At 73.2% G+C, this 24,380-nt stretch carries 16 protein-coding genes and 1 pseudogene; 7 read left to right on the top strand and 10 right to left on the bottom strand.

From position 1 onward, the window contains the following. The first annotated feature begins 22 nt into the window (after positions 1-22). The gene (gene speB / locus ACGF8B_RS20770; protein ID WP_124717598.1) at positions 23-991 is read left to right on the top strand and encodes an agmatinase; all 969 of its coding nucleotides are present in this window, start codon (positions 23-25) and stop codon (positions 989-991) included. Continuing rightward, complete coding sequence (locus ACGF8B_RS20765) at positions 988-2,673, top strand: thiamine pyrophosphate-binding protein (RefSeq protein ID WP_392740460.1); 1,686 nt, start codon at positions 988-990, stop codon at positions 2,671-2,673. The genes speB and ACGF8B_RS20765 overlap by 4 nt, the downstream gene beginning before the upstream one ends. Before the next feature lie 35 nt (positions 2,674-2,708). On the opposite strand, the gene ACGF8B_RS20760 is transcribed toward ACGF8B_RS20765, so the two are convergent. Beyond that, positions 2,709-3,083: a hypothetical protein gene (locus ACGF8B_RS20760; protein WP_392740457.1), complete on the bottom strand. Its 375-nt coding sequence runs from the start codon at positions 3,081-3,083 to the stop codon at positions 2,709-2,711. A 166-nt stretch (positions 3,084-3,249) separates the two neighbouring features. Between ACGF8B_RS20760 and ACGF8B_RS20755 the strand changes: the two genes are divergently transcribed. Continuing rightward, a complete protein-coding gene (locus ACGF8B_RS20755) occupies positions 3,250-4,221 on the top strand; it encodes a serine hydrolase (protein WP_392740454.1) in 972 nt (323 codons plus the stop codon). Positions 4,222-4,407: 186 nt separating this feature from the next. On the opposite strand, the gene ACGF8B_RS20750 is transcribed toward ACGF8B_RS20755, so the two are convergent. Both ACGF8B_RS20750 and ACGF8B_RS20745 read right to left on the bottom strand, forming a co-directional pair. Beyond that, positions 4,408-4,866 (bottom strand): helix-turn-helix domain-containing protein, encoded by a 459-nt coding sequence (locus ACGF8B_RS20750; protein ID WP_392740451.1) that lies wholly within the window; start codon positions 4,864-4,866, stop codon positions 4,408-4,410. 13 nt (positions 4,867-4,879) lie between these two features. Further along, a pseudogene (locus ACGF8B_RS20745) lies at positions 4,880-5,249 on the bottom strand (type II toxin-antitoxin system RelE/ParE family toxin); the annotation flags it as partial. A 240-nt stretch (positions 5,250-5,489) separates the two neighbouring features. On the opposite strand from ACGF8B_RS20745, the gene ACGF8B_RS20740 reads away from it, so the two are divergent. Next, entirely contained in the window at positions 5,490-9,245 is a 3,756-nt protein-coding gene (locus ACGF8B_RS20740) for an ABC transporter ATP-binding protein (RefSeq protein WP_392740448.1), read from the top strand. A 30-nt stretch (positions 9,246-9,275) separates the two neighbouring features. Here ACGF8B_RS20740 and ACGF8B_RS20735 read toward each other — a convergent pair whose 3' ends face one another. Next, on the bottom strand, positions 9,276-9,776 hold the full coding sequence (locus ACGF8B_RS20735) for a hypothetical protein (RefSeq protein WP_392740445.1): 501 nt from the start codon (positions 9,774-9,776) through the stop codon (positions 9,276-9,278). A gap of 336 nt (positions 9,777-10,112) precedes the next feature. On the opposite strand from ACGF8B_RS20735, the gene ACGF8B_RS20730 reads away from it, so the two are divergent. Together ACGF8B_RS20730 and ACGF8B_RS20725 are read left to right on the top strand one after the other, a co-directional pair. Continuing rightward, positions 10,113-10,484, top strand: coding sequence for a hypothetical protein (locus tag ACGF8B_RS20730; protein WP_317866989.1), 372 nt, complete (start codon positions 10,113-10,115; stop codon positions 10,482-10,484). Positions 10,485-10,603: 119 nt separating this feature from the next. Next, positions 10,604-12,073, top strand: a complete 1,470-nt coding sequence (locus ACGF8B_RS20725) for a S28 family serine protease (RefSeq protein WP_392740442.1) — start codon at positions 10,604-10,606, stop codon at positions 12,071-12,073. 62 nt (positions 12,074-12,135) lie between these two features. Here the strand turns inward: ACGF8B_RS20725 and ACGF8B_RS20720 are convergent, their stop codons facing one another. Both ACGF8B_RS20720 and ACGF8B_RS20715 read right to left on the bottom strand, forming a co-directional pair. Beyond that, complete coding sequence (locus tag ACGF8B_RS20720; RefSeq protein ID WP_392740440.1) at positions 12,136-13,989, bottom strand: glycoside hydrolase family 3 protein; 1,854 nt, start codon at positions 13,987-13,989, stop codon at positions 12,136-12,138. A 213-nt stretch (positions 13,990-14,202) separates the two neighbouring features. Next, the gene (locus tag ACGF8B_RS20715) at positions 14,203-15,111 is read right to left on the bottom strand and encodes a LysR family transcriptional regulator (RefSeq protein WP_392740438.1); all 909 of its coding nucleotides are present in this window, start codon (positions 15,109-15,111) and stop codon (positions 14,203-14,205) included. 126 nt (positions 15,112-15,237) lie between these two features. Here ACGF8B_RS20715 and ACGF8B_RS20710 point away from each other — a divergent pair, with 126 nt between their 5' ends. Continuing rightward, positions 15,238-16,155, top strand: a complete 918-nt coding sequence (locus ACGF8B_RS20710) for an EamA family transporter (RefSeq protein ID WP_392740436.1) — start codon at positions 15,238-15,240, stop codon at positions 16,153-16,155. 162 nt (positions 16,156-16,317) lie between these two features. Here ACGF8B_RS20710 and ACGF8B_RS20705 read toward each other — a convergent pair whose 3' ends face one another. From ACGF8B_RS20705 to ACGF8B_RS20690, 4 genes are all read right to left on the bottom strand, one after another. Next, a complete protein-coding gene (locus ACGF8B_RS20705; RefSeq protein WP_392740434.1) occupies positions 16,318-17,106 on the bottom strand; it encodes a sugar phosphate isomerase/epimerase family protein in 789 nt (262 codons plus the stop codon). 452 nt (positions 17,107-17,558) lie between these two features. Then, a complete protein-coding gene (locus ACGF8B_RS20700) occupies positions 17,559-20,480 on the bottom strand; it encodes a helix-turn-helix transcriptional regulator (RefSeq protein WP_392740432.1) in 2,922 nt (973 codons plus the stop codon). Between the two features lie 70 nt (positions 20,481-20,550). Next, complete coding sequence (locus ACGF8B_RS20695) at positions 20,551-20,784, bottom strand: hypothetical protein (RefSeq protein ID WP_392740429.1); 234 nt, start codon at positions 20,782-20,784, stop codon at positions 20,551-20,553. A gap of 257 nt (positions 20,785-21,041) precedes the next feature. Then, positions 21,042-24,260: a type 2 lanthipeptide synthetase LanM family protein gene (locus tag ACGF8B_RS20690; protein WP_392740427.1), complete on the bottom strand. Its 3,219-nt coding sequence runs from the start codon at positions 24,258-24,260 to the stop codon at positions 21,042-21,044. Positions 24,261-24,380: the final 120 nt, after the last annotated feature.

The following is a 24,380-nucleotide window of genomic DNA, read 5'->3' as shown; positions in this document are numbered from 1 at the left end:
AACCCGAAGGAAGGCACCCCACATGAGCAGCAACGAAACGCCGCGCGGCCCCGTCGACTCCTCCCGCGTCCCGCGGTACGCCGGGCCCGCGACGTTCGCCCGGCTGCCCCGCCTCGACGAGGTCGGCACGGCCGATGTCGCCGTCGTCGGCGTGCCCTTCGACACCGGTGTCTCCTACCGTCCCGGCGCCCGCTTCGGCGGCAACGCGATCCGTGAGGCCTCGCGCCTGCTGCGCCCGTACAACCCGGCCCAGGACGCCTCGCCCTTCGCACTCGCACAGGTCGCCGACGCCGGTGACATCGCCGCGAACCCGTTCAACATCAACGAGGCCGTCGAGACGATCGAGGCCGCCGCCGACGACCTGCTCGGCACCGGCGCCCGCATGATGACGCTCGGCGGCGACCACACCATCGCGCTGCCGCTGCTGCGTTCGGTCGCCAAGAAGCACGGCCCGGTCGCCCTGCTCCACTTCGACGCGCACCTCGACACCTGGGACACCTACTTCGGCGCCGAGTACACCCACGGCACCCCGTTCCGCCGTGCCGTCGAGGAAGGCATCCTCGACACCTCCGCGCTCTCCCACGTCGGCACCCGCGGCCCGCTCTACGGCAAGCAGGACCTGGACGACGACGCGAAGATGGGCTTCGGCATCGTCACCTCCGCCGACGTGATGCGGCGCGGCGTCGACGAGGTCGCCGACCAGCTGCGCCAGCGGATCGGCGACCGGCCGCTGTACATCTCCATCGACATCGACGTGCTGGACCCGGCGCACGCCCCCGGCACCGGCACCCCCGAGGCCGGCGGCCTGACCTCCCGCGAGCTCCTGGAGATCGTCCGTGGGCTGTCCTCCTGCAACCTGGTCTCCGCCGACCTGGTCGAGGTCGCCCCCGCGTACGACCACGCCGAGATCACCTCCGTCGCCGCCTCCCACACGGCGTACGAGCTGACCACGATCATGTCCCGCCAGATCGCAGAGGCCCGTACGAAGTGAGCCACGACCACCACGACGAGCGGCCGCGGCTCACCTCCGAGCAGATCGCGGCCGCGCTGAACCCCCCGGCAGGCCGCAACGGCGGTGACCTCGTCGTCGAGACCCTCCAGGGCCTCGGCGCGACCACCGTCTTCGGGCTGCCCGGCCAGCACGCGCTCGGCATGTTCGACGCGCTGCGCCGTTCCTGTCTGACGTACATCGGGCTGCGCGTCGAGAACAACGCGGGCTTCGCCGCGGACGCGTACGGCCGGATCACCGGGGAAGTGGCGCCCCTGCTGCTCTCCACCGGGCCGGGCGCCCTCACCTCCCTCGCCGCGCTCCAGGAGGCGGCGGCCGCCTCCGCCCCCGTGCTGGCCATCTCCAGCCAGATCCCGGTGGCGGGCCTGGGCGGCGGACGCCACGGCTATCTGCACGAACTGCGCGACCAGAAGGCGTCGTTCCGGGACATCGTGAAGTCCGTCCACACCGTCCGCACCGCCTCCCAGATCCCGTCGGCGATCGCCGCCGCCTGGGAGTCCGCGCTGACCGCCCCGCACGGCCCGGTCTGGATCGAGATCCCGCAGGACGTGCTCCTCGCCGAGACCACGCTTCCGGCCGTCACGGCGATGGACGCCACCCCGCGCGAGCTGTACGCCCGTCCCGAACTGACCGCCGTGGCGGCCGACCTGCTCTCGAAGGCCGGGCGCCCGGCGATCATCGCGGGCGGCGGAGTCGTTCGGTCCGACGCGTCCGGCAAGCTGCGGGCACTCGCGGAGAAGCTCGACGCTGCCGTCGTCACCACCTTCGGAGGCAAGGGCGCCTTCCCGTGGGAGCACCCGCTCTCGCTCCAGTCCTGGCTGGAGGACCGGTACACGACGGAGTTCCTGGAGTCCGCCGACGTACTGCTGGTCGTCGGCTCCGGACTCGGTGAACTCTCCTCGAACTACCACACGTTCACCCCGCGCGGCCGGGTGATCCAGATCGAGGCGGACGCCGGGAAGCTGGAGTCCAACCACCCCGCGCTCGGCATCCACGCCGATGCCCGAGAGGCGCTGTCCGACCTCCTCGAAGCGGTCGACCGCCGCGAGGACCCGTCGGCGCCGGACCGGGTCCGTACGGTCCTCGACGCGGTACGGGAAAGGATCGCCGCCCAGGAACTCACCCTGGAACAGCGGCTGATCGCCTCGGTCCGCGAGGCGCTGCCCGACACGGCCCCCAGCTTCTGGGACATGACGATCCTCGCCTACTGGGCCTGGTCCGCGTTCGACGCCCGCCACCCCAACACGATGCACTCGGCGCAGGGCGCGGGCGGCCTCGGCTACGGCTTCCCGGCCGCCCTCGGCGCGGCGGCGGCCGACCGTACGCGGCCGGTCCTCGCGGTCTCCGGCGACGGCGGCGCGATGTACTCGATCGCGGAACTGGCCACGGCCCGCCAGTACGACCTACCGGTCACCTGGCTGATCGTCGACGACGGCGGCTACGGCATCCTGCGCGAATACATGACGGGTGCCTTCGGCGAGGCCACCGCGACGGAGCTGGCCCGCCCCGACTTCGTGGCCCTCGCCGAGTCCTTCGGCGTACCCGCGACCCGCACCACCCCGGAGACACTCACCGCCGACCTGGCCGCGTCCCTCGCGGCGCCCGGACCCTCGGTGGTCGTGCTCCCGGCCCTGCTGAGGATGTTCGAGCCGACGCACCTGTAGGCGCCGGCCCGCTCGGCCGCAGGCGGGCGGCGCGTTCACCTGAGGGACGGATGCTCCTTCGCGAGGAGCGCCGCCTGCTCCTCCCTGCCCCGGTGGAAGTCCGGCCGCTCCTCCGGACGGAGGCTGGTGGGGACGCTCCTCGCCGGGGGCAGGAAGTCGGTCAGCGACCGGAAGACCGGGTCCGCCGCCGCTCCCTGCCCCCGGATCCGGGCCTGCACCAGGTAGTGGACGATCTCCCGCAGGGGCTCCCGCAGAACGGGTTCCGGCCGCGCGGCGGCCCTCTCCGCGGCTCCCGGCTGTCCCAGCCCGTGGTGTTCGTTCTGCGCGAGCCTCTGCAGGGCCGCGACCGCCGCGAAGAGCCGGCCGCAGTGGTATGCCTCGGCGTGCCGGACCGGCTGAGCGCTCGTCACGTTTCTCCCTCGGTCGATGTGCCGGGTCGCACCCGGTGACCGATACCCGCCCGACGGCGGCGAATCACAGCCCGCATCGCGCAACTTTCCGGCGCACCGGTGAGTCGTTACTCCCGGGTGCGCCGGGGGGCGCACCGTACCGATCCACCCATGGGGGACCAGCCGCATGAAAGAACAGCCCTGCATATCCCGTCGCGCCAAGGCCGCGCTCTCCGTCGCGCTCGCCGCGGGCGTGCTCGCGCCCGTGGCACTCGGCGCCGCGCCGGCCGTGGCGGCGACGCCCACGGTGAGCTGCACGTCCGGCAAGGCCGGGCTCGCCGCGAAGCTGACGAAGGACATCACCGCCGCGCTCAAGGGCCGGAAGTCGACGACGGCCGTGGCGCTCTACGACCGCAGGACCAAGACCAACTGCACCCTGCGGGCGACGACGAAGTACGACTCGGCCAGTGTCGTGAAGGCGACCGTGCTGGCGACGCTGCTCTGGGACAACAAGAAGCACAACCGCTATCTCACCCAGCGTGAGACCAACCTCGCCACCGCCATGATCACCAAGTCCGACAACAACGCGACCACCAGCCTGTGGAAGCAGCTCGGGGTGACCAAGGTCAAGGCGTTCCTCAAGGCCGCCGGGATGACACACACCGTGCCCGGCTCCGGCGGCTACTGGGGGCTGACCCAGATCACCGCCCAGGACGAGCTGCGGCTGCTGACCCTGCTGACCGCCAAGAACTCCGTGCTGAGCGACAACTCGCGCGCCTACGAGCTGGGCCTGATGCGTAAGGTCGTCTCCTCACAGCGCTGGGGCACGCCGGCCGGGGCGCCGTCCGGGACGACCGTGCAGGTCAAGAACGGCTGGCTGCCGCGCGCCACCCACGGCTGGCGGGTGCACAGCATCGGTGCGTTCACCGGTAAGGGGCACGACTACGGGATCACCGTGCTCACCCAGGACAACAAGACGATGAACGACGGCATCAACACCATCCAGGCCGTCGCCCGCGCCGTGCACAAGGACCTGAACCCGGCCGTGGCCGCGAAGACGACCTCGACCATCGCTCCGCCCGCCGCCCCGCAGGAGGCGGTGCCCGCGGTGCCGGAGGCCCCGGCCGTACGGATGCTCACCGCGACGCCGCGGCCGTAGGGACCGGCTTCGGCGGGGGGGGGGCGGGCCGGCCCCCCCCCCCCCCCGGGGCCCCCCCCCCCCCCGGGGGGGCGGGGCCCCGGCCCCCCCCCCGCCCCCCGCCCCCCCCCCCCCCCCCCCCCCCCCCCCCCCCCCCCCCCCGGCGGCGCCGCCCCCCCCCCCCCCCCCCCCGCGCCGGGGCCCCGCTCAGCCATGGGCTGCGCGGGCCCCGGCAGCCTCCGCGTCCGCGGCCCCGCCGTCCGTTCCCGCGTCCGCCCCGCCGTCCGTCCCCGCGTCCGATGCCGACCCCCCGGAACCCGCGTGCGCGGTGAAGGCCACCCGCATCGTGTCGCCGTCCAGCTCCATGCTGAACGTGGAGTCCATGGCCCGCGCCAGGCGGGCGAGGAGCGGAACCGTTGGCATGGTGCCTCCGAGTTCCAGCTTGGAGACCTGCGGCTGGGTCATCCTGGCGCGCCGCGCCAGTTCCGTCTGCGCGATGCCGAGCTCGGTGCGGCGGTCGTAGACCGCTTGCCCGAGATCCCAGGCCAGATCGAGCTCCTGGCGCCGCCGCACGCGCTCGGCACTCTCGGCGCCGTCCTCCCCCTCCGAGATGCTCTCTGCGACCTTCCGGTCCCGGGCGAGCTTCCACTCTGCGTGACTGACCACGTGCTCTTCCTTCCTGGACGTCGCGGGTGAACACGTCATGTGCCGGTTTGTGTTCCTCTTCGCAGACGGCCTTCGCCCGCCTGGCACGGACGACCTCGGCATTCTCGCGCTGCCGCGTCTTGCGGAAGACGGTCAGCAGCACGATGCGGCGTTCGGGCGCCAGCCGGTACGAGATCCGTACGGCTTCGCGGCTGCGCCCCAGATCGAAACGCAACTCCGGCACACCGTCGCCCAGGTGTCGTGCGGTGCGGCTCGACCAGCGTGGTCGCGCTCCGCGCGAGTCGGCCGACGGCGTGCTCCGCGCGTTCGTAGTCGGCCGCTGAGAGGTTGGTCAGCCACAGACGGACCTCCGGCTCGATCTCGACGGTGAAAAGATCATCCATGTAAAGAAGCGTATATACAGGGAAGCGTATATCGCCGTGAGGTGCCAATGAAGTCAGCAGGACGAGTGGGCGGGGCGCGCACGGTTGACGCAGTCGGTCGAGGGTCGGTCCTACGCCGGCCGTCGCACCCGCCCTACGTCAATGGCCCCGTCTTCGGCCCGCCTGTGTAACGGCGGGATGAAATCCGCTGCCCATGGCGTTGGTGCCTTCCGGTAGAGCAGGTCGGACGGGGAGGCACCGGTGACGGACGCAGGGGACGTACAGGGCGCGGCGCGGGCCCCGGGGTGGGCCCGGCGGCTGTGCGGGTACGCATGGCGCTACCGGCGCAACGTGCTGCTGGCGCTCGGCTCGTCGCTGGCCGGCATGGCGGTGATGGCGCTCGTCCCGCTGATCACCAAGGTGATCATCGACGACGTCGTGGTCGGCCACACCCGGTCCCTCGCCGTCTGGACCGGGCTCCTCATAGCCGCCGCCGGGCTCGTGTACATAGCCACGTACATCCGCCGGTACTACGGCGGCCGGCTCGCCCTCGACGTGCAGCACGACCTCCGTACCGAGATGTACGGGACGATCACCCGGCTCGACGGGAAGCGGCAGGACGAACTGTCCACCGGCCAGGTCGTCGGGCGCGCCACCAGCGACCTCCAGCTGATCCAGGGGCTGCTGTTCATGCTCCCGATGACCATCGGGAACGTACTGCTCTTCCTCATCTCCCTGGTGATCATGGCGTGGCTCTCGCCGCTGCTCACCCTGGTCGCGATCGCCGTCGCCCCAGCCCTCTGGTTCATCGCCCGCCGCTCCCGCGCCCGGCTCTTCCCCGCCACCTGGTACGCCCAGGGGCAGGCCGCCGCCGTCGCCGGAGTCGTCGACGGGGCCGTCTCCGGGGTCCGGGTCGTCAAGGGGTTCGGGCAGGAGGAGCAGGAGACCGGCAAACTGCGCGAGGTGGGGCGCAGGCTGTTCGCCGGGCGGCTGCGTACCATCCGGCTGAACTCCCGCTACACCCCCGCCCTCCAGGCCGTCCCCGCGCTCGGCCAGGTCGCGATGCTGGCGCTCGGCGGCTGGCTCGCCACCCGCGGCGAGATCACCCTCGGCACGTTCGTGGCGTTCTCCACGTACCTCGCCCAGCTCGTCGGGCCGGTCCGGATGCTCGCCATGGTCCTCACCGTCGGCCAGCAGGCCCGTGCCGGCGTCGAGCGCGTACTGGAGCTGATCGACACCGAGCCGACCATGAAGGACGGCACCAAGGACCTCCCGGCGGACGCCCCCGCCAGCGTCGAGTTCGACGACGTACGGTTCGGCTACGACGCCGAGCGCCCCGTCCTCGACGGGTTCTCGCTGACCATCGAGCCCGGCGAGACCGTCGCCGTCGTCGGCGCCTCCGGCAGCGGCAAGTCCACCGTCTCGCTGCTGCTGCCCCGCTTCTACGACGTGACGCACGGCGCCGTCCTGGTCGGCGGCCACGACGTCCGCGAACTGACCCACGCGTCGCTGCGCGCCGCCATCGGCCTCGTACCGGAGGACAGCTTCCTGTTCTCCGACACCGTCCGCGCCAACATCGCCTACGGATTCCCCGACGCCACCCGGGAACAGATCGAGGAGGCGGCCCGCGCCGCCCAGGCCGACCGGTTCATCGCTGAGCTGCCCGAGGGCTACGACACCAAGGTCGGCGAGCACGGGCTCACCCTCTCCGGCGGCCAGCGCCAGCGCGTCGCGCTCGCCCGCGCCATCCTCGCCGACCCCCGGCTGCTCCTCCTCGACGACGCCACCTCCGCCGTCGACGCCCGGGTCGAGCACGAGATCCACGAGGCGCTGCGCCAGGTGATGGCCGGCCGCACCACCCTGCTGATCGCCCACCGCCGCTCCACCCTCGGCCTCGCCGACCGGATCGCCGTCCTGGAGAACGGCAGGCTCGCCGACATCGGCACCCACGAGGAGCTGGAGCGCCGCTCCCCGCTCTACCGGCGGCTGCTCACCGACCCGGACGAGCTGGGCGGCACCTCGCCCGGACACCGGCCGGCGGCCGCCCCGGCCGACACCAGCCCCGAGGACGAGCGCGCGCTCCAGGAGGAACTGGACGCCGAGTTCGATGCCGAGCGCGGGATCAGCCCGCACCTGTGGGTGCGCAAGGAGGAGCCGCGCGACACCGACGCGGCCGGCATGCCCGCCACCCCCGAGCTGCTCGCCCAGGTCGAGGCGCTGCCGCCCGCCACCGACACCCCCGACATCGACGAGGCACGGGCCGTCCGCGCCGAGGACTCGTACGGGCTGCGCAGGCTGCTGCGCGGCTTCGGGCTGCCGCTGCTGGTGAGCCTGGCGCTGGTCGCGGTCGACGCGGGCGCCGGTCTGCTGCTGCCGGTGCTGATCCGGCACGGCATCGACCAGGGCGTCTCACAGCTCGCGCTCGGCGCGGTCTGGGCGGCGTCCGCGCTGGCCCTGGTGGTCGTCCTCGTGCAGTGGGCCGCCCAGATCGGCGAGACCCGGATGACCGGCCGGACCGGCGAGCGGGTGCTGTACTCGCTGCGGCTGAAGATCTTCGCGCAGCTCCAGCGGCTCGGCCTGGACTACTACGAGCGCGAGCTGACCGGCCGCATCATGACCCGGATGACGACGGACGTGGACGCGCTGTCGACGTTCCTGCAGACCGGTCTGGTCACCGCCTTCGTCTCCGTCGTCACCTTCTTCGGCATCATGGTCGCGCTGCTGGTCCTCGATGTGCAGCTGGCCCTCGTGGTCTTCGCGACGCTGCCGCTGCTGGTCATCGGCACGTTCTTCTTCCGCCGCAGGAGCGTCAAGGCGTACGAGCTGGCCCGCGAGCGCATCAGCGTGGTCAACGCCGACCTCCAGGAGTCCGTCTCCGGGCTGCGGATCGTGCAGGCGTTCCGCCGCGAGCACGACGGGGCGCAGCGGTTCGCCGGGCGCAGCGACCACTACCGCGAGGCCCGGGTCCGGGGCCAGTGGCTGATCTCGGTCTACTTCCCGTTCGTGCAGCTGCTGTCCTCGGTGGCCGCGGCAGCCGTCCTGATCGTCGGCGCGGGCCGGGTCGACAACGGCACGCTCACCACCGGTGCGCTGGTCGCGTACCTGCTCTACATCGATCTGTTCTTCGCCCCGGTGCAGCAGCTCTCCCAGGTCTTCGACGGCTACCAGCAGGCCACCGTCTCCCTCGGCCGCATCCAGGAGCTGCTGCGCGAGCCGACCTCCACCGACACCGCGGACGAACCGCTGGACGTGCTGTCGCTGCGCGGCGAGATCGCCTTCGAGGACGTGTCCTTCGCGTACGGCTCCGGTGACGGCGCCGAGGAGGCGCTGGCCGGGGTCGACCTGCGGATACCGGCCGGACAGACGGTCGCCTTCGTCGGCGAGACCGGCGCGGGCAAGTCCACCCTCGTCAAGCTCGTCGCCCGCTTCTACGACCCCACGGGCGGCCGGGTCACCGCGGACGGCACCGATCTGCGCCGCCTCGACCTCACCGCGTACCGGCACCGGCTCGGCGTCGTGCCGCAGGAGGCGTACCTCTTCGAGGGCACGGTCCGGGACGCCATCGCCTACGGGCGGCCCGAGGCCACCGACGCCGAGGTGGAGTCGGCGGCGCGGGCGGTCGGCGCCCACGACATGATCGCCACCCTGGACGGCGGCTATCTGCACGAGGTCGCCGAACGGGGCCGCAACCTCTCGGCCGGCCAGCGCCAGCTGATCGCGCTGGCCCGCGCCGAGCTCGTCGACCCGGACGTCCTGCTGCTCGACGAGGCGACCGCCTCACTGGACCTGGCCAGCGAGGCCCTGGTCAACCAGGCGACCGACCAGCTCACCGGCCGCCGCACCACCCTGGTCGTGGCCCACCGGCTGACCACGGCGGCCCGCGCCGACCGGGTCGTGGTGATGGACCACGGCCGGGTCGTCGAGGACGGCACGCACGACGAGCTCCTGGCCAGGGAGGGGCACTACGCCGTGCTGTGGCGCACGTTCATCGGGGAGGACGAGCCCGCACAGGTATGAGCGGCGGGCCCGTCCCGGCGGGTCTCCGGGTCAGTCGCCGATGCCGGAGATCTTTGCGGTCTGCAGGTCGGAGCGGACGGTCAGGTACGAGTACGTCGGGTGCTTGCCGGTGCTCCAGGTGAGCCGGACCGTCGACCAGGTGTGGCCGGCGGCGCTGTCGCCCGGGGTGACCCGGAAGGCGAGCGGGGTGTTCTGGGCGCGGAGCACACCGTCCGCGTGGTTGCGCTGCTCCCAGGTGCTCAGCCGCTCGCGCAGCTGGCGGGTCAGATAGAAGTTCCGCAGGTCGGTGGCGAGCCTGCCGCCGTTCTCGGCCGTGACGGCATCGATGTAGGCGCCGTAGAAGTGGGCGACCTGCTGGTACGCGGGGGCGCCGGTCGCGTTGCGGGCCGGGGCCGCCGCGGTCGCCGGGGTCTGCGGGGCCGCCGCCGCTGCCGGGAGAGCGGCGACGGCGGTGAGGAGAGCGGAGGCGAGCAGTGTCCGGCCGATGAGGCGCCGGGCGCGGGGGCCCTGTGCGTTGCGGAGCTGAAGCATGACAGTTCCTGCCTTTCGTATGGCTCTGTCCTGTTGGAGTCATGCTGTGGCGGTTCGGTTGCCCGGGGTGCGGAGCGCGCCGTGCGCAACCTCCGGATGGCCTCCTGCGTCGTACGCATGTATGCGTATGCGCCGCGCAGGGGCGTAGGTGTTCGAACGGTGATGGAGTTGCTGGTGCTCAGAGGGACGCGAAAGTCCGGAAAGGTCGAAATTTCCGACGAGGGTCACGGCAGAGGCAGAGGCAGAGGCAGAGGCAGAGGCAGAGGCAGGGGGACGGGCGGGGACGGAGGCAGAGGCACGGGCCGGGACGGAGGCGGGAGTGCTCGCACCCGTCGGATGCTGGTGTGTTCGGTGGTCCTGCCGCTGGTGGCCGCCCTCGGCCTGGTGCTCGGCGGCCCCTCGGCCGGCCGCGCCGACGCCGCTTCGGTCTGCGCCGGTCGCCCCGCCAAGACGGTCTCGTTCAAGACCGGCGAGCTGCGCGTCTACAAGAGCCGTTCCTACGCCTGCGCGATCGCGGTCGCCAAGAAGTCCGGCCCGCGCCGCGCCATGTCCGTGACGCTCCAGGCGCGCGGCGGCAGCCCCGTCGTCGACCGGGGCCGGTACACCAAGCAGGCCGGCCCGGTGACGGTGCACGCGCTGAACCGGTGCGTCAGGGCCTCGGCCACCATCTCGGGGAAGTCGGGCAGCACGGGCTGGATCCTCTGCTGACCCGGAACCTCCCGTTCGGACCGTGCCCGACCCGCAGCCGCTCCGTGTCGACCGGGTCTGGCGGCACGGGTGTCGCCCCGCTAGGTTCACGGCGACTGTTGTGACTCCTGGGAGGGCGTATGCGCAAGGCGTTCAGAGGGTTCCTGTCGCTCGCGGTGCTCATCGGCACGGTGGGCGTGACGGGTGCCTCGGCCGGGGCGGCCACCGCCGCGGAACCGGCCGCGATCCGGACCGGCCCCGCCGCGGACGACGGCACCGGCACGGACATCAAGGACCGCATCCTGGCCATCCCGGGGATGAGCCTCATCGAGGAGAAGCCCTACGCGGGCTACCGCTACTTCGTCCTCAACTACACCCAGCCGATCGACCACCGGCACCCGTCCAGGGGCACCTTCCAGCAGCGCATCACCGTGCTGCACAAGGACACCTCCCGTCCGACGGTCTTCTCCACCAGCGGGTACAACGTCTCCACGAGCCCCGGCCGAGCCGAGCCGACCCGGATCGTCGACGGCAACCAGGTCTCCCTGGAGTACCGCTACTTCACCCCGTCCCGGCCGGCCCCCGCAGACTGGTCCAAGCTCGACATCCGGCAGGCCGCCGACGACCAGCACCGCGTCTTCACCGCGCTGAAGCGGATCTACACCAAGAAGTGGCTGACCACCGGCGCCTCCAAGGGCGGCATGACGGCCACCTACTACGAGCGCTTCCACCCCGGGGACATGGACGGCGTCGTCGCGTACGTCGCGCCCAACGACGTGGTGGACAAGGAGGACTCGGCCTACGACCGGTTCTTCGAGAACGTCGGCACCAAGGAGTGCCGTGACCGGGTGAACGGTGTCCAGCGCGAGGCACTGGTCCGCCGCGAACCGCTGGAGAAGAGGTACCGGGAGTACGCCGCCGCGAACGGCTACACCTTCGACACCACCGGTTCGCTCGACAAGGCGTACGAGGCCGTCGTCATGGACTACGTCTGGGCGTACTGGCAGTACAGCCTGCTGTCCGACTGCGACACCGTCCCGGCCGACGCCGGATCCGCCACCGACCAGGCGATCTGGGACTCCATCGACTCGATCTCCGGCTTCTCCACCTACACCGACCAGAGCCTGGAGCGGTACACCCCGTACTACTACCAGGCGGGCACCCAGCTCGGTTCGCCCGACATCCGCCAGCCGTGGGTGGGCGGTCTCAGCCGGTACGGGTACCAGCCGCCGCGCACCTTCGTGCCGCGTTCCATCCCGATGAGGTTCCAGCCGTCGGTGATGCGCGACATCGACAACTGGGTGAAGCACCACGCCGACCGGATGCTGTACGTGTACGGGGAGAACGACCCCTGGGGCGCGGAGCGCTTCCGGGTCGGCGCGGGCTCCCGTGACAGCTACGTCATGACGGAGCCCGGCGGCAACCACGGCGCCAGCGTGGCCGGGCTCGCCGAGAACGACAGCGCGAAGGCCACCGCGGCCATCCTGCGCTGGGCGGGCGTCGCCCCGGCCGCCGTGCGGGACGACCCGTCGAAGGCGAAGCCACTCGCGAAGTTCGACGCACGGCTCGACCGGCAGGACGTGATGAACGAGCGCAGGCTGCGGCCGTAGGGGCCGCCGTCCGCCCGTGACGGGGAGGGGCCGCGCATCGCGCACGGCTCCTCCCCGTTCCGTCAGTACCTCAGCCCGTAACCCACCGGGTGCAGCACCACGGCCGGGTCGTCCGCGCGCTGCACCGGGACCGGCAGGGTGCCCCGCGGTTCGGCGCGGCCCGCGATCACCCGGGCGGCGGCGCGCAGTTCGACATCGGTCCAGGAGTACGTGGCCAGGTTGGCCGCGAACCCGGTCCCGGCCAGCTGGGCGATGTCGTACGGATTGCGGATCGCCACCGTGATCACCGGGACGCCGGTCGCCGCCAGCGCGCTCACCAGGGTGCGCTGCGAGCCGGTCGCCGAGACGTTGTACGTCGCCACGACCACCGCGTCCTTGCCCTGTGCGGCGGCCACCGCCTCGGCGATCTTCGCCGCGGTGGGGGCGGTGCCGGTGGACAGCGCGGTCGCCGCGTACCCGAGTTCGCCGAACGCCGTGGCCAGGGTGGTGGTCGGCGGTCCGGTGGTGCCGGACGGGGAGGCGGGATCGGCGCCGACCACCAGCAGGTCGCGGTGCGAGCGGCGGGAGAGCGGCAGCAGTGCCCCGTCGTTGGCGAGCAGCGTGGTGGTGCGCTCGGCGATCCGGTCGGCGGCGGCGAGGTGCGAGCGGGTGCCCACGGTGCGGTCCACTCCCGAGCGGCTGACGAACGGGTCGTCGAACAGCCCGAGCTTCGCCTTCAGCCGCAGAATGCGCAGGATCGATTCGTCAATCCGGGCCTCGCTGATCTCACCGCCCTTCACGGCCTCCAGCACGGCGTTCCAGGAGACGCTCAGGTCCGGCGGGTTGAGCAGCTGGTCGACGCCGGCCTGAAGGGCGAGGACCGGCACGCGCTCGTCGCCGTACTTCGTCCGCACCCCCTCCATGCCGAGCGAGTCGGTCACCACGACACCGTCGTAGCCGAGCTCCTCGCGCAGGATGCCGGTGAGGATCGGGCGGGACAGCGTCGCCGGGTCCTCGGCCGGGTCCAGGGCCGGGACCACGATGTGCGCGGTCATGATCGAGTCGATGCCCGCGGCGATCGCGGCCCGGAACGGCGGCTCGTCCAGCTCCGCCCACTGCTCCCGGGTGTGGGTGATGACGGGCAGCCCGGTGTGGCTGTCGGTGCTGGTGTCGCCGTGGCCCGGGAAGTGCTTGGCCGTCGAGGCGATCCCGCTGCTCTGATACCCCTTCACCTGCGCGGCGACCATGGCGGCCACGGACCGCGGGTCGGAGCCGAAGGAGCGAACGCCGATCACCGGGTTGGCCGGGTTGACGTTGACGTCCGCGTCCGGGGCGTAGTTCTGGTTGATGCCGATCGCGGCCAGTTCGGCGCCCGCGATCTGCCCGGCCCGGCGGGCGTCCGAGCGCGAACCTCCCGCGCCCAGTGCCATCGCGCCCGGCATCAGGGTGGCCGGCTCGCCGACCCGGCAGACGATGCCGTGCTCCTGGTCGGTGGAGACGAGGAGCGGCAGGGGAGTGGGGCCGGCCAGACCGGCGCGCTGGATGCCGTTGGAGAGTTCGGCGATCTGGTGCGGGTCGCGGGTGTTGTGCGCCCAGGTGAAGTAGATGATCCCGCCGACGTGGTACTTGGCGATCATCTCGGCGGCGGTGCGAACCCCGATCTCGGCCAGGTTGGCGTCGATGTCGGCCTGGTCGGGGTCGGTGGCGGAGTGCCCGTACACCCGCATCACGAAGAGCTGCCCGACCTTCTCCTCCAGGGACATCCCGGAGATGATCCGCTTGAGGCGCCTGGTCGTGGCGGCTGAATGGTGCTGTCCGCTGCTCGCGGACCGCTGGGCGGCGACCGCGCCGGGGGCGAGGCCCGCGCCCGTGACGGCGGCGACTGCCGTCGCGGCGGTGGCGGTGAGGAGGGTGCGTCTGGAGGTGCGGTGGTGCACGTGAGCTCCTTCGGCCGTACTCGGGGACGAGAGGTGGTGAGAACTGGTGAAAGAAACTTCCAAGGAGCACGGATATCCAGAAAATAACTTCCGGTCAAGGGTCCGGACCGATTTGAGCCCGTGCGGCGTGGCAGCGGACGCGCTCCCGCCGGGCGCGCCTGGCGCCCGTTGCCCGGCGCCTGTTGCCCGTTGCCCGGGGGTGGGGCGCCGGGCTCAGCTCAGTCCCACCGCTGCCCCGTGGGCCCGCAGCGCGGACACCGCCGCCGTGATCGCCGGCCGCCGGGCCGCCTCGGTGCGCCACAGCGCGTACAGCCGACGCACCGGTACGGGATCCAGCGGCACGGCCACCACCCCCGGCGGCAGCGCCCCCCGCCCCAGGCGCGGGATCATCGCGACCCCGAGGCCGGCCGCGAGCAGGGCCAGCTGGGTGTGGTTCTCCTCCGCCTGGTGCCGGATGTCCGGCTCGTAACCCGCCGCCCGCAACGTCCGTACGAGCCAGTCGTGGCAGACCGTCCCCGGCGGCTGGCAGATCCACCGCTCCTTCGCCAGTTCCTCGCGCCGTACCGCGTCCCGCCCGGCGAGACGGTGCCCCTCGGGCACCAGCAGATCGCAGCGGTCGTCCCCGATCACCGCCTGCGCCACGCCCTCCGGGGCGGGCAGCGGAGCGATGTCCCAGTCGTGCGCGACCGCCAGGTCGATCACACCCTTGGCCACCAGGTCGACCGAGAGATGCGGATCGACCTCGGTCATCCGGACCTCCAGCGCCGGGTGCTCCCGGTCCAGCCCCGCCAGCACCCCGGGCAGCAGCCCGCGCGCCGCGGACGCGAACGCGCCGATCGACAGCCGCCCGGTCGGCAGCCCTCTGCGCTCCTCCAGCGTGGTCTCCGCGCGCTCCACGATCGCCAGCAGCTGCTGGGCCGTCGCGGCCAGATGGAGCGCCTCCTCGGTCAGCGCGACCCCGCGCCCGCGCCGTTCGAGCAGTGTCGTACGGGTCTCCCGCTCCAGCTTGGTGATCTGCTGCGAGACCGCCGACGGGGTGTACCCGAGCGCGGCGGCGGCGCCCGCGACGGAGCCGTGGACGGAGACGGCGTGCAGGGCGCGCAGCCGGGCCAGATCGAGCACCGGACCTCCCGTTCCCCTCAGGGGTGCTTCATGGGTGACTCATGAGCGATTCATTAGCGATGCTCAATTCCACCATGAAGAAGTCCGCGCTGGTGCTACATGGTCGGTGCGGGTGATCCTCGGTGCATGCGTCCCCTCCACATCGCCCTGGCCGCCCTGGTGGCAGCCGTCTGGGGCGTCAATTTCGTCGTCATCGAGGTCGGCCTCGGGCACTTCCCGCCGCTGCTCTTCTCGGCCCTGCGCTTCCTGGTCGCCGCGCTGCCCGCGGTCTTCTTCGTCGGCCGGCCCAAGGTCGCCTGGAAGTGGATCGTGGGCGTCGGGCTGGTCCTCGGGGTGGCGAAGTTCGGCCTGCTCTTCATCGGCATGGACCGGGGGATGCCCGCCGGCCTCTCCTCCCTCGTGCTCCAGGTCCAGGCGGTCTTCACCGCCCTGTTCGCCGCCCTCGCGCTCGGTGAACGGCCCGGCAGGACACGGGTGCTGGGGATGGCGGTGGCGCTCGCGGGCATCGGGGTCGCCGCGGTCGACGAAGGGGCGGGCGGGCCCGTGCTCGCCTTCGTCCTGGTGATCGCGGCGGCGGCCTGCTGGGGCGTGTCCAACGTGCTGACCCGCAAGGCCGCCCCGCCCGACTCGCTCAACTTCATGGTCTGGGTCTCGACCGTGCCCGTGCTCCCGCTGCTCGGCCTCTCGCTCCTCTTCGAGGGCTGGGACCGCGACGCCCGGGCACTGGCCGGGCTCGACTGGAGCGGCGCCGGGATCATCGTCTACGTCGCCTGGATCACCACCGTCTTCGGCTTCGGCGCCTGGGGCTTCCTGCTGCGCCACCACCCGGCCTCCTCGGTGGCCCCCTTCACCCTGCTCGTCCCGGTCTTCGGAATGTCCTCGGCCGCTCTGCTGCTGGACGAGTCGGTGAGCCCGCTGCGGTGGTGCGCGGCGGCGCTGCTGGTCGGGGGAGTGGCGCTCACATCGCTGGCGGGCGCGCGGCGGTCACGCGCCGCGGCACCGCAGTCCCCGGAACCCGAGCCGGAGGTGGCGCGGACCGGCTGAACCCGGGCCTGAGGTGGGACGGACCGCGCGAGTTCGAGCCGGAGGTGGCGCGGACCGCCCGGACCCGGGCCGGAGGTGGCGCGGACCGGCTGAACCCGGGCCCGAGGTGGCGCGGACCGGCTGAACCGCGCGGGCCGCGCCACCTCCGGGCAGGGGCGCCGCCTACTGCCCGCGTGCCCCCAGCCGCAGCAGGTGGTCCCGCCCGGCGGCCAGCAGCCCCGGCAGTTCCGGTGCGTCCGGGTGCCAGCGCTTCTCGTACTCCCAGCAGACCCAGCTGTCCGGGTCCAGCGTGTCCAGGCAGGCCCCCAGCGGCAGCACCCCGGCGCCCAGGGCCAACGGCGCGGCGTCCTCGGCCGACGCGATGTCCTTCACCTGTACGTAGCCCAGGTGCGGGGCCAGCACCGCATGGCTGGCGGCCGGGTCCTCGCCCGCCAGCCAGGTGTGCATGATGTCCCAGAGCGCGCCGATCTGCCGGTGCCCGACCGTCCCGACGACCCGGGCCACATCGGCACCGGCCCGGTGCGAGTCGTGGGTCTCCAGCAGGATGCGCACGCCCTGGTCGGCGGCGTGCGGGGCGGCGGCGGCCAGTCGGCGGGCGGCGGTCGCGTCGGCCGTGGCGGGGTCCTGGCCGCCGCCGCCCGGGAAGACCCGGACGTTCTGCGCGCCCAGGTCGTGCGCCAGGTCCACCAGCCCGGCCAGCTCGTCCAGCGCCGGCGCGTCGTCGCCCTCGGCGGCGGCCCGGACGTAACCGGCGACGGTCAGGATCTCGACGCCGCCCGCCTCGAACTCCTGGACGACCGAGGCCCGTTCTGGCACGGAGAGGCCCGGGTGCACCGGCTCCTCGGGATGGGCGCGCAGCTCCACCCCCTGGTAGCCGTGCCCGGCGGCGAGCCGGACGACATCGGCGACCGGCATCCCCGGGACTCCGAGGGTCGAGAAAGCGAGCTTCACGTGCGTGGTCCTTCCGTCGTCGTCCGGCCACCCTTCCGGCCCGGCCTCAGCAGGGCTCCCGGAGCGGCTGCCCCAGCCTATCCAGCAGCCTCGGCGCGCCCGCCCGCTGCCGGGCCCGGCCCTCCCGCCCGGGCTACGGTGCACCGGCGCCGCCCGGGGCGTACGCCGTCCGCCGCGACGCCGCCCGCCGCCGCCCGCCGCCCGCCGCCCGCGCCGCCGCGCCGGGCCAACGCCGCGAGCAGATCCGGTCCCCCAGCCCGCCGTCACCCGGCCCGTCGTCCCGCGACCGGCCGGGAACCGGCAGCCGTCAGGAACTCCTCGCCCCGGCCCGAGACCGCCGGGAAGCCCAGTCCGTCCGCCTCCTCGTCGGGCGGGAGGGCCGGACCCACCGGCCCGGCGCCGAAGCTCGCGCGGGGCCGACAGGGCGGAGGCCGGACGGGGGTGCCCCCCGGTCAGTCGCGTTCGGCCGCGCATTCGGCGGAGAACTCGCACAGTGCCGCACGGTCCGCGCGTCCCGTCTTGCTCAGCAGACTCGCCATGTGCTTCTCCACCGTGCGCGGCGATATGGACAGCCGCCGGGCGATCTGCTGATTGCCCGGCCGCTCCGTCAGCAGTACGAAGACCTCGTACTCACGCGGTGTCACCCCGCTCGTCCGCAGCTGGGCCGGGATGCGGTCCCAGCCGCCCCGGTGCTGCCCGACACTGGCGCCCGCCTGTCGCAGCGCCGCCCGGCACGCGGCGGCGACCGGCTGGATGCCCGCCCCGTAGAAGTACTCCTCCGACGCCCGCAGCCAGCTCACCGGCTCGCCCCACTGCTCGGCGAGCGCCGCGCCGGCGACCAGTCGCAGCCCCAGATGGCGGGCGAGCGGAAAGGCGGCGGCGTCGGCGACGGCCGCCCCGACCGACCGGGCGGCCCGGTCCGCATCGCCCGTGCGGCCGTGCAGCACGGCATCGGCCAGCCGCAGGAACAGCTGGTTCCACGCCAGGTCCGCGCCGGGGCTCTCCAGGATCGCGTCGAGCTCCGCCCGGCCGTCCAGGCCGTCGAGTATCCGCAGCAGCGGACGCAGACCGTAGCGCCCGCTCAGGTAGAAGAAGCTGGGGTGCTCGCGCTCCCAGACCAGCGAGGTGTCCAGGTCGGCCAGCGCGCCCTCGCGGTCCTCCTCCAGCAGCGCCGCGAAGGCCCGGCAGAGCCCCAGTTGCAGCGGGACGAGTAAGGACTCCTCGCCGCCCGCCCGGCGGAACCGGACCATGGCCCGGTCCAGGTCCCGTCTTCGGCCCCGGTGCGCGGCGAGCGTCGCCGAGGCCAGCAGCAGATAGCGGTGCGCCCCCAGATTGCGGACCCGCGCGCTGGCGGCCAGCGACCGCTCGATGATCTCGTGCGCCCCGTCCCACTCGCTGCGCATCACCGCGTTCATGGCCAGCAGCCCGTCCACGGTCTGCGTCGGCACCAGCGCGCCCAGCGACTGGGCGGCGGTACGCGCCGTCTCCAGCCCGGCCGGGTCACCGGTGCGCATGAACGTGTTGGCGCCGAGCCGGACCAGCGCCTCCACCCGCCACACCGGCAGGGCGTGCTGCTCGGAGACCGCGAGCATCCGTTCCAGGCACGCGTCGGCCTCGTCGAAGCCACGCTCCCGGGAGAGCAGTGCCAGTAACTGCCAGGCCTGGCAGGCGACCACGGGGAGATTGCGTTCCTCCGCCACGGCGGCGGCCCGGCGCGCGGCGTCCTGCGCGGACTCCTGCCGCCCGTGGCCCTCACGGCCGGGCAGCAGCGCCAGATGACCGTGCACCACGTCGAGCGCCGCTTCCTGCTCGGGGCGGACAGCCGTACCGAGCACGTTCCGCGCGGTCCGGATCTGCCCGGCCGCCTCGTCCACGCGCTCCGCCATCACGGCCGCCCAGGCGATCCGGATATGGGTCTCCCCGCGCTGCTCGGAGGCGTCCGAGCGCGACGGCACCGGGGGGAGCTCCGCGGTCAGCGCCAGCGCCGTGTCCAGCTCACCGGCCTCGGCGTGGGAGACGGCGAGCGACTCCGTGATGCTCCGCAGATCGCGCTCGTGGGCGAGCGAGCGGGCCCGTTCCAGCAGGATGACCGCCGAACCGGACGCGCCCGCGGCCAGCATCCGTCGGCCGACGTCGGCGAACTGACGGGCCGCGCCGTGCCGGTCGCCCCCGGCCAGTTGCAGCGTTGCCATCAACTGTCGCTGCTCATCACCCAGTTGATGACCGGCGGCGGCCAGGGAGTGCGCCGCGCGGCGGGCCGTCGCGGCCCGCTCCGCCGGTGCCAGCGAGGCCACCAGCGCCTCGGCGGTCAGCGCGTGCCGGAAGGTGTAGCGATCGGGGTCCGCCCCGTCGGGGGCGATGATGTTCGCCTCCACGGCGGAGCGCAGATGGCTGAAGAGCGTACGGTCGTCGAACCCGGTGACCGTCTGGAGCACGGTGACCGAGAACCGGTTGCCCAGCGTGGCCGCGCACAGGAGCAGTTCACGCACCGGCTCGTCGAACCGGTCGAGCCGCCGCGACCAGCTGCGCACCACCCCGGTCGGCACCGACGCGTCCGGGTTGACGTGCTCCTCCCAGCGGCCGCCGGCCCGGCGCAGCTGGCCGGAGTCGAGCAGATCGGCGAGCAGCACCTCGACCAGGTACGGATTGCCGCCCGCCCGGCCGGCCAGTCGTTCGTGGGTGGCCTGCGGCACCTCGTCCGGGGCGGCGGCCTCCAGGCAGGAGGCGGTCATCTCCCGCACGTCCGTGTCCCCGAGCGGCGCCAGCTCGCGCACCGTGGCGACCTGCCGCCGTTCCGCCGAGCGCACCAGGTCGAGTGCGACACCGGGCTCCGGGCGCAACGTTCCCAGCAGCAGCACCGGCAGGTCCGCCACGTTGTCGATGACGTACTCCACCACCGCGATCGTCTCGGTGTCGGAGTCGTGCAGGTCCTCCAGCAGGATCACGCAGCCGTGCTCCTGGCCGAGCACCGACAGCAGCCGCAGCAGCGCCTCGGCCAGCTCGACCACGGTCTCCGGATAGCCGGGGGAGGAACCCCGGCGCCACTCCGGCACCAGCCGGGCCAGCGCCGGACGGTACGGGTCCAGCTCCGGGTCGGTGGGCGTACCGGCCGCCCGGAACCGTGAGGACAGCGCCTCGATCAGCGGGCGGAACGGCACCACGAGCCCGGTCGACGTGGCCCTGCCGCGAAGCACCGGCATGCCCCGCTCGTACGCCTGGTAGGCGCACTCACCGGCCAGCCGGGATTTCCCGATGCCCGCGTCACCGACGAAGAAGACCGCATGCCCCGAACACCGCGACGCGGCGTCCAGGGCATCGCTCAGCAGGCCGGTCTCAGCGACACGCCCGACAATCACTGACGAAGTGGCACGCATGGACGCAGGCTACTTGAGGCACTACCCAGCAGTCAGTGCGTCAAAGCCCTTGATCCCCAAAGGAATTGACTCAGGACCAGGTCATTGTGGTCCACGGCAGGTCTCCGGTGCAGTCGCCGATGCCGTCCGCGGCGCCGAGGATTCTGCTGCGCAGCCCCAGCCCGCCGCTCGCACCCAGGGAGATCCTGCCGACAGGGTGCTCGTCCGCGAACTCCGTGAACTCCGTGAACTCCGCGAACCGGTCGACCTCGGTGAAGTCGTCGAACCGGGCGGCGTGGAAGGCGGTGGCTTCGGTGGTCTGCATGGTCTGCCTCTTCTCGTGGGAGGTTGTCGTTGCGTGAGTCGAGCGACGAGCTGTGTACGACGTGGTGGTACCTGAGAGGTGAGTAAGTACGTTCGTTGGTCCGGGAGTTACGTGCGAGGGGCGAAGGCGTGAGGGAAGGGCGGGGCGGGTCCGGTGCGGGGCGGGCGGTGAGGTGTGAGCCGCGCGTGGACGCCGGCTCAGGGCGTTCGCCCGCCTTCGCCACGGTCCCGTCCCCGCCCGCCCCGTCCCGTGACCGTTCAGCCGGGCGCCGCCGAAACGGTGGGCCCGGCGAGCAGCAGCATGGACGGCACCCGGTCGGGGAATCCGGCCCGCAGCAGCCCGTGCCCGATCCCCGCGAGGCCGGTCAGCAGCCCCGGATGCGACACCTGGCCGGGCGTTCCGCAACGCGGCTTCGCCCGGTCGGCCGCCGCGAGCAGCGCCCCGGCCCGCTCCACCCAGCGGGTGCGGACACCTGGCGGCTCGCCCCGGCGCAGCAGTTCGAGAACGCCGAGCTCGCCGTGGCACAGGCTGTCGTCCGGCGGCGGTTCGGCCCGTGCGATGTCCGCCGCCGCCTCGTGCGCCCAGGCGGACAGCACCGGGTCGGCCCGCGCCGCCGGGCTGTCCAGCACGGCCAGTGCCACGCCCGTCCTGCCCCGGCACCAGGAGATGTCGCGGTCCACGGAGCCGGTCGCGGCCCGCAACGCGGCGAGCCCCGAGGCGCGGTACGGCTCGCCGCCACCCGCCTCGGCGAAGCGCAGCAGCGCCCAGCCGATTCCGGCGGATCCGTCGGCGAACCCCGATGCGTCCGGCAGCGGCGCCTCGCGCAGCAGCCCGGCGCAGCGTTCCGCCGTACGCCACACATCGGCCCGCCCGGTGACCCGGTACCCGGCGAGCAGACCGGCCAGCCCGCCGGCCGTACCCCCGCGCACCCCGTACTCGCTCTCGCCGACGGCCGCCGCACCGGTCAACCGCAGTGCGGGCAGCACCAGTCCACCGAGGCTCGGGTCGTCCAGCGCGTCCGCGACCTGGGTCAGCGCGTACGCGATCCCGCCGATCCCGGCGAACGCACCCGAGCCCACCGGGCCCAGGTCGTCCGGGCGCGAGTGCAGCGAGTCCAGCAGCCCGGTGAGGGGTACCAGCGCGTCCCGGGCGGCCGCGGCGTACCGGTCCGCCCCGGTCAGCGAGGCGAGCTGGGCGAGGAAGCACGCCGTACCGGTGTAGCCGCCCGCCAGATCGGCGGCCATCGGGCCCAGCCGCCAGTACCGCTCGTCGAGCAGCTCCAGGCCGATCCAGTTGAGCCGGGTGGGCCCGGAGTAGGCCTGGGACACCAGCGCGTCGCCGACCGACCGGGCCGCCGCGAGCAGCTGGTCCGGATCCGGCGCGGTCGCGGCCGTACGGACCCGGCGCGGGCCCGGCCGGGGTTGGTGGGCGGGCCCCCGCGAGGTGGTCGCCATCGCGGCGCGGATGATCCGTTCCTGGTCCTTGCGGTCCACCGCGCCCATGGCCGCCAGCTTCGCGCGGACCAGGGACAGCCCGGTCCGGGCGAGCGTGCCGGGCAGCATCCGGCCGGTCCCGCTCCACAGGTCGGTGCCTTCGGGCAGGGCGGTGAACAGCGGCACGTCGCCCGACCAGAGCTGGGCGATCTCCTCGTCCAGCAGGCCGGGCAGCGAGGCGGATCCCAGGGTGTCGGTGCCCAGCAGCGCGAGCACCTCGTGCCGTTCGGCGGCTTCCTTCATCAGGTCCGGGTGCGTGGACTCGTCCAGGAGTGAGGCGTAGATCCAGGTGGGCCGCACCACGACCCGTACCTCGTCGCGTGCGAACCGGTCCAACAGGCCTCCGGGGCGCAGGAGTTCGGCGCGGGCTTCCTTGATCGCGGTGTAGCCGGCGCGGAATCCGGCGCACAGCGCCCGGGTGAAGGCGGACGGGTTGGCGGGCGTCCCGGTCAGCCGGGGCCGGTTCGCCGAACCGCCGAACCGGGCCGCCCGGCGCACCAGCCGCATCCGGTCGGTCCCCGCGTCCGCCCAGTCCACGCCGCGCACCGGGGAATCGGCCGCCTGCCCACCACCGATCCCGGACATGTCGAGCGCCGACTCGTCCCCGACGAGCAGCTGCGGCAGCAGCCCCACCCGGTGCACCGAGTCGTGCAGGGCACGGGCCGCCGGATCGTCCGAACCCGCGGTGGGCAGCGGCGGGTGGAACAGCGTCTCCACGTCGACGAGCACCGGGTACTCCCCGTCCGCGATCAGGTTCTCGTGGTGCAGGTCGGTGCCGTCCAGCGCGTGCAGCAGGGCCAGCAGTGCGCCCTGGCGCCGGTAGAAGGTCTCGACCTGGCGGCCCGAGCGGCAGGGCCGTTCGGCGACGAACTCCACCCAGCCGTAAGGTCCCCGGTCCAGCAGGGCGAGCGTACGGAGTCCAGGAGTGCCGGGCAGCGCGTTGAACCACTGGACCAGCTCGTTGAAGTGCTGGTGCGCGGCGAGCGGGCGCGGTTTGTAGACCAGTCGGGTGCCGTCCTCGAACCGGAGCAGCATCACGGTCCGCCCGCCCCGGTGGCCGTCCCCGGCACCGGGTTCGACCCCCACCAGCCGACCGCCTCGGGCTTCTTCTTCCCTGGCTGCGTCGCCCCTGGCTTCGGCGTCTCCGGCTTCGGCGTCCCGGGCTTCGTCGTCCCTGGTCCCGCTCCCCCTGGCCTCATCGCCCCGGGCTCCGTCGCCCGCGGCCTCTTCGTCCCGGGGCTTGTGGATGCCGGGCAGCACCGGTCGGTCCGCGGCGAACCGCACCAGCATCTCGGCCAGCGCGGCGGCGGCGTCGAGCGCGGTACGTGCCAGGATCCGGGCCAGTACGGGGTACGTGGTGCAGAGCGCGGCCAGTCCGGACCGGGCGCCGGTCAGCCGCAGGAAGTCGGTGAACCGGCTCTCGGGACCGTCCCCGGCCAGCCGCCCGTCCCGTCGCGCCGTGTGCAGCTCCAGGACCAGGGTCCGGGCGGCGAGCCGTGCGAGCCGCCGGGACAGATGCCGCTCGAAGTCCTCCTGCACGGAATCCAGATCGACGTACCGGCTCAGTCGCGTCGGCAGACCGTCCCGCATCCGCCGCGCCGCGCAGTCGGTGAACGGGGCGAGAACACGCTCGAATCCACGCAGCCCCGGCAGGTCCTCCCGGTCGCCGACCGCCGCCCGCTCGGGCGCGTCGGCAACCGCTTCCTGGACGAACACCGCCCAGTCCGGGGCGTGTTCGGGAAGCGCGTCACCGGTCGGCGCATCGCCGCGCAACGTATCGCCGCGCATCGCCCCACCGGCCGGCGCCTCACCGGTCAGTGCCGGCCGCCACCACGGACCAGCGGCACAGGAAGCCGCGTCCGCCGTCGGACGGCCGGTCTCCAGCAGGCCGACCGCATCGGCGGAGGAACCCGCTGCCGCAGCCGGACGTGACGCGGAAGAGACGCCCAGCCGTCCGCCGCCACCCGCATGGATCTCCGCCATCGCACCTCCTCGGTCCGGCGCCGGCACCACCGGTCCGCCACGCCCCATACTTCCGGCGATGCCGCTGGCGGACATGGGGGCAACGCCCCCATCTTTCTGCCCACGATCCCGAACAGGAAC

Source organism: Streptomyces sp. NPDC047917 (assembly GCF_043204345.1).
Classification (GTDB): Bacteria; Actinomycetota; Actinomycetes; order Streptomycetales; family Streptomycetaceae; genus Streptomyces; species Streptomyces sanglieri.
The sequence above is the reverse complement of the archived record's forward strand: the minus strand, read 5'-3'. Positions and strand labels throughout refer to the sequence as shown.

Excerpts from the sequence above, each read along its gene's own strand:
- speB (WP_124717598.1), top strand. The coding sequence starts at position 23 with ATGAGCAGCAACGAAACGCCGCGCGGCCCCGTCGACTCCTCCCGCGTC.
- ACGF8B_RS20755 (WP_392740454.1), top strand. The coding sequence starts at position 3,250 with ATGAAAGAACAGCCCTGCATATCCCGTCGCGCCAAGGCCGCGCTCTCC.
- ACGF8B_RS20735 (WP_392740445.1), bottom strand. The coding sequence starts at position 9,776 with ATGCTTCAGCTCCGCAACGCACAGGGCCCCCGCGCCCGGCGCCTCATC.
- ACGF8B_RS20730 (WP_317866989.1), top strand. The coding sequence starts at position 10,113 with ATGCTGGTGTGTTCGGTGGTCCTGCCGCTGGTGGCCGCCCTCGGCCTG.
- ACGF8B_RS20725 (WP_392740442.1), top strand. The coding sequence starts at position 10,604 with ATGCGCAAGGCGTTCAGAGGGTTCCTGTCGCTCGCGGTGCTCATCGGC.
- ACGF8B_RS20710 (WP_392740436.1), top strand. The coding sequence starts at position 15,238 with ATGCGTCCCCTCCACATCGCCCTGGCCGCCCTGGTGGCAGCCGTCTGG.
- ACGF8B_RS20700 (WP_392740432.1), bottom strand. The coding sequence starts at position 20,480 with ATGCGTGCCACTTCGTCAGTGATTGTCGGGCGTGTCGCTGAGACCGGC.
- ACGF8B_RS20695 (WP_392740429.1), bottom strand. The coding sequence starts at position 20,784 with ATGCAGACCACCGAAGCCACCGCCTTCCACGCCGCCCGGTTCGACGAC.
- ACGF8B_RS20690 (WP_392740427.1), bottom strand. The coding sequence starts at position 24,260 with ATGGCGGAGATCCATGCGGGTGGCGGCGGACGGCTGGGCGTCTCTTCC.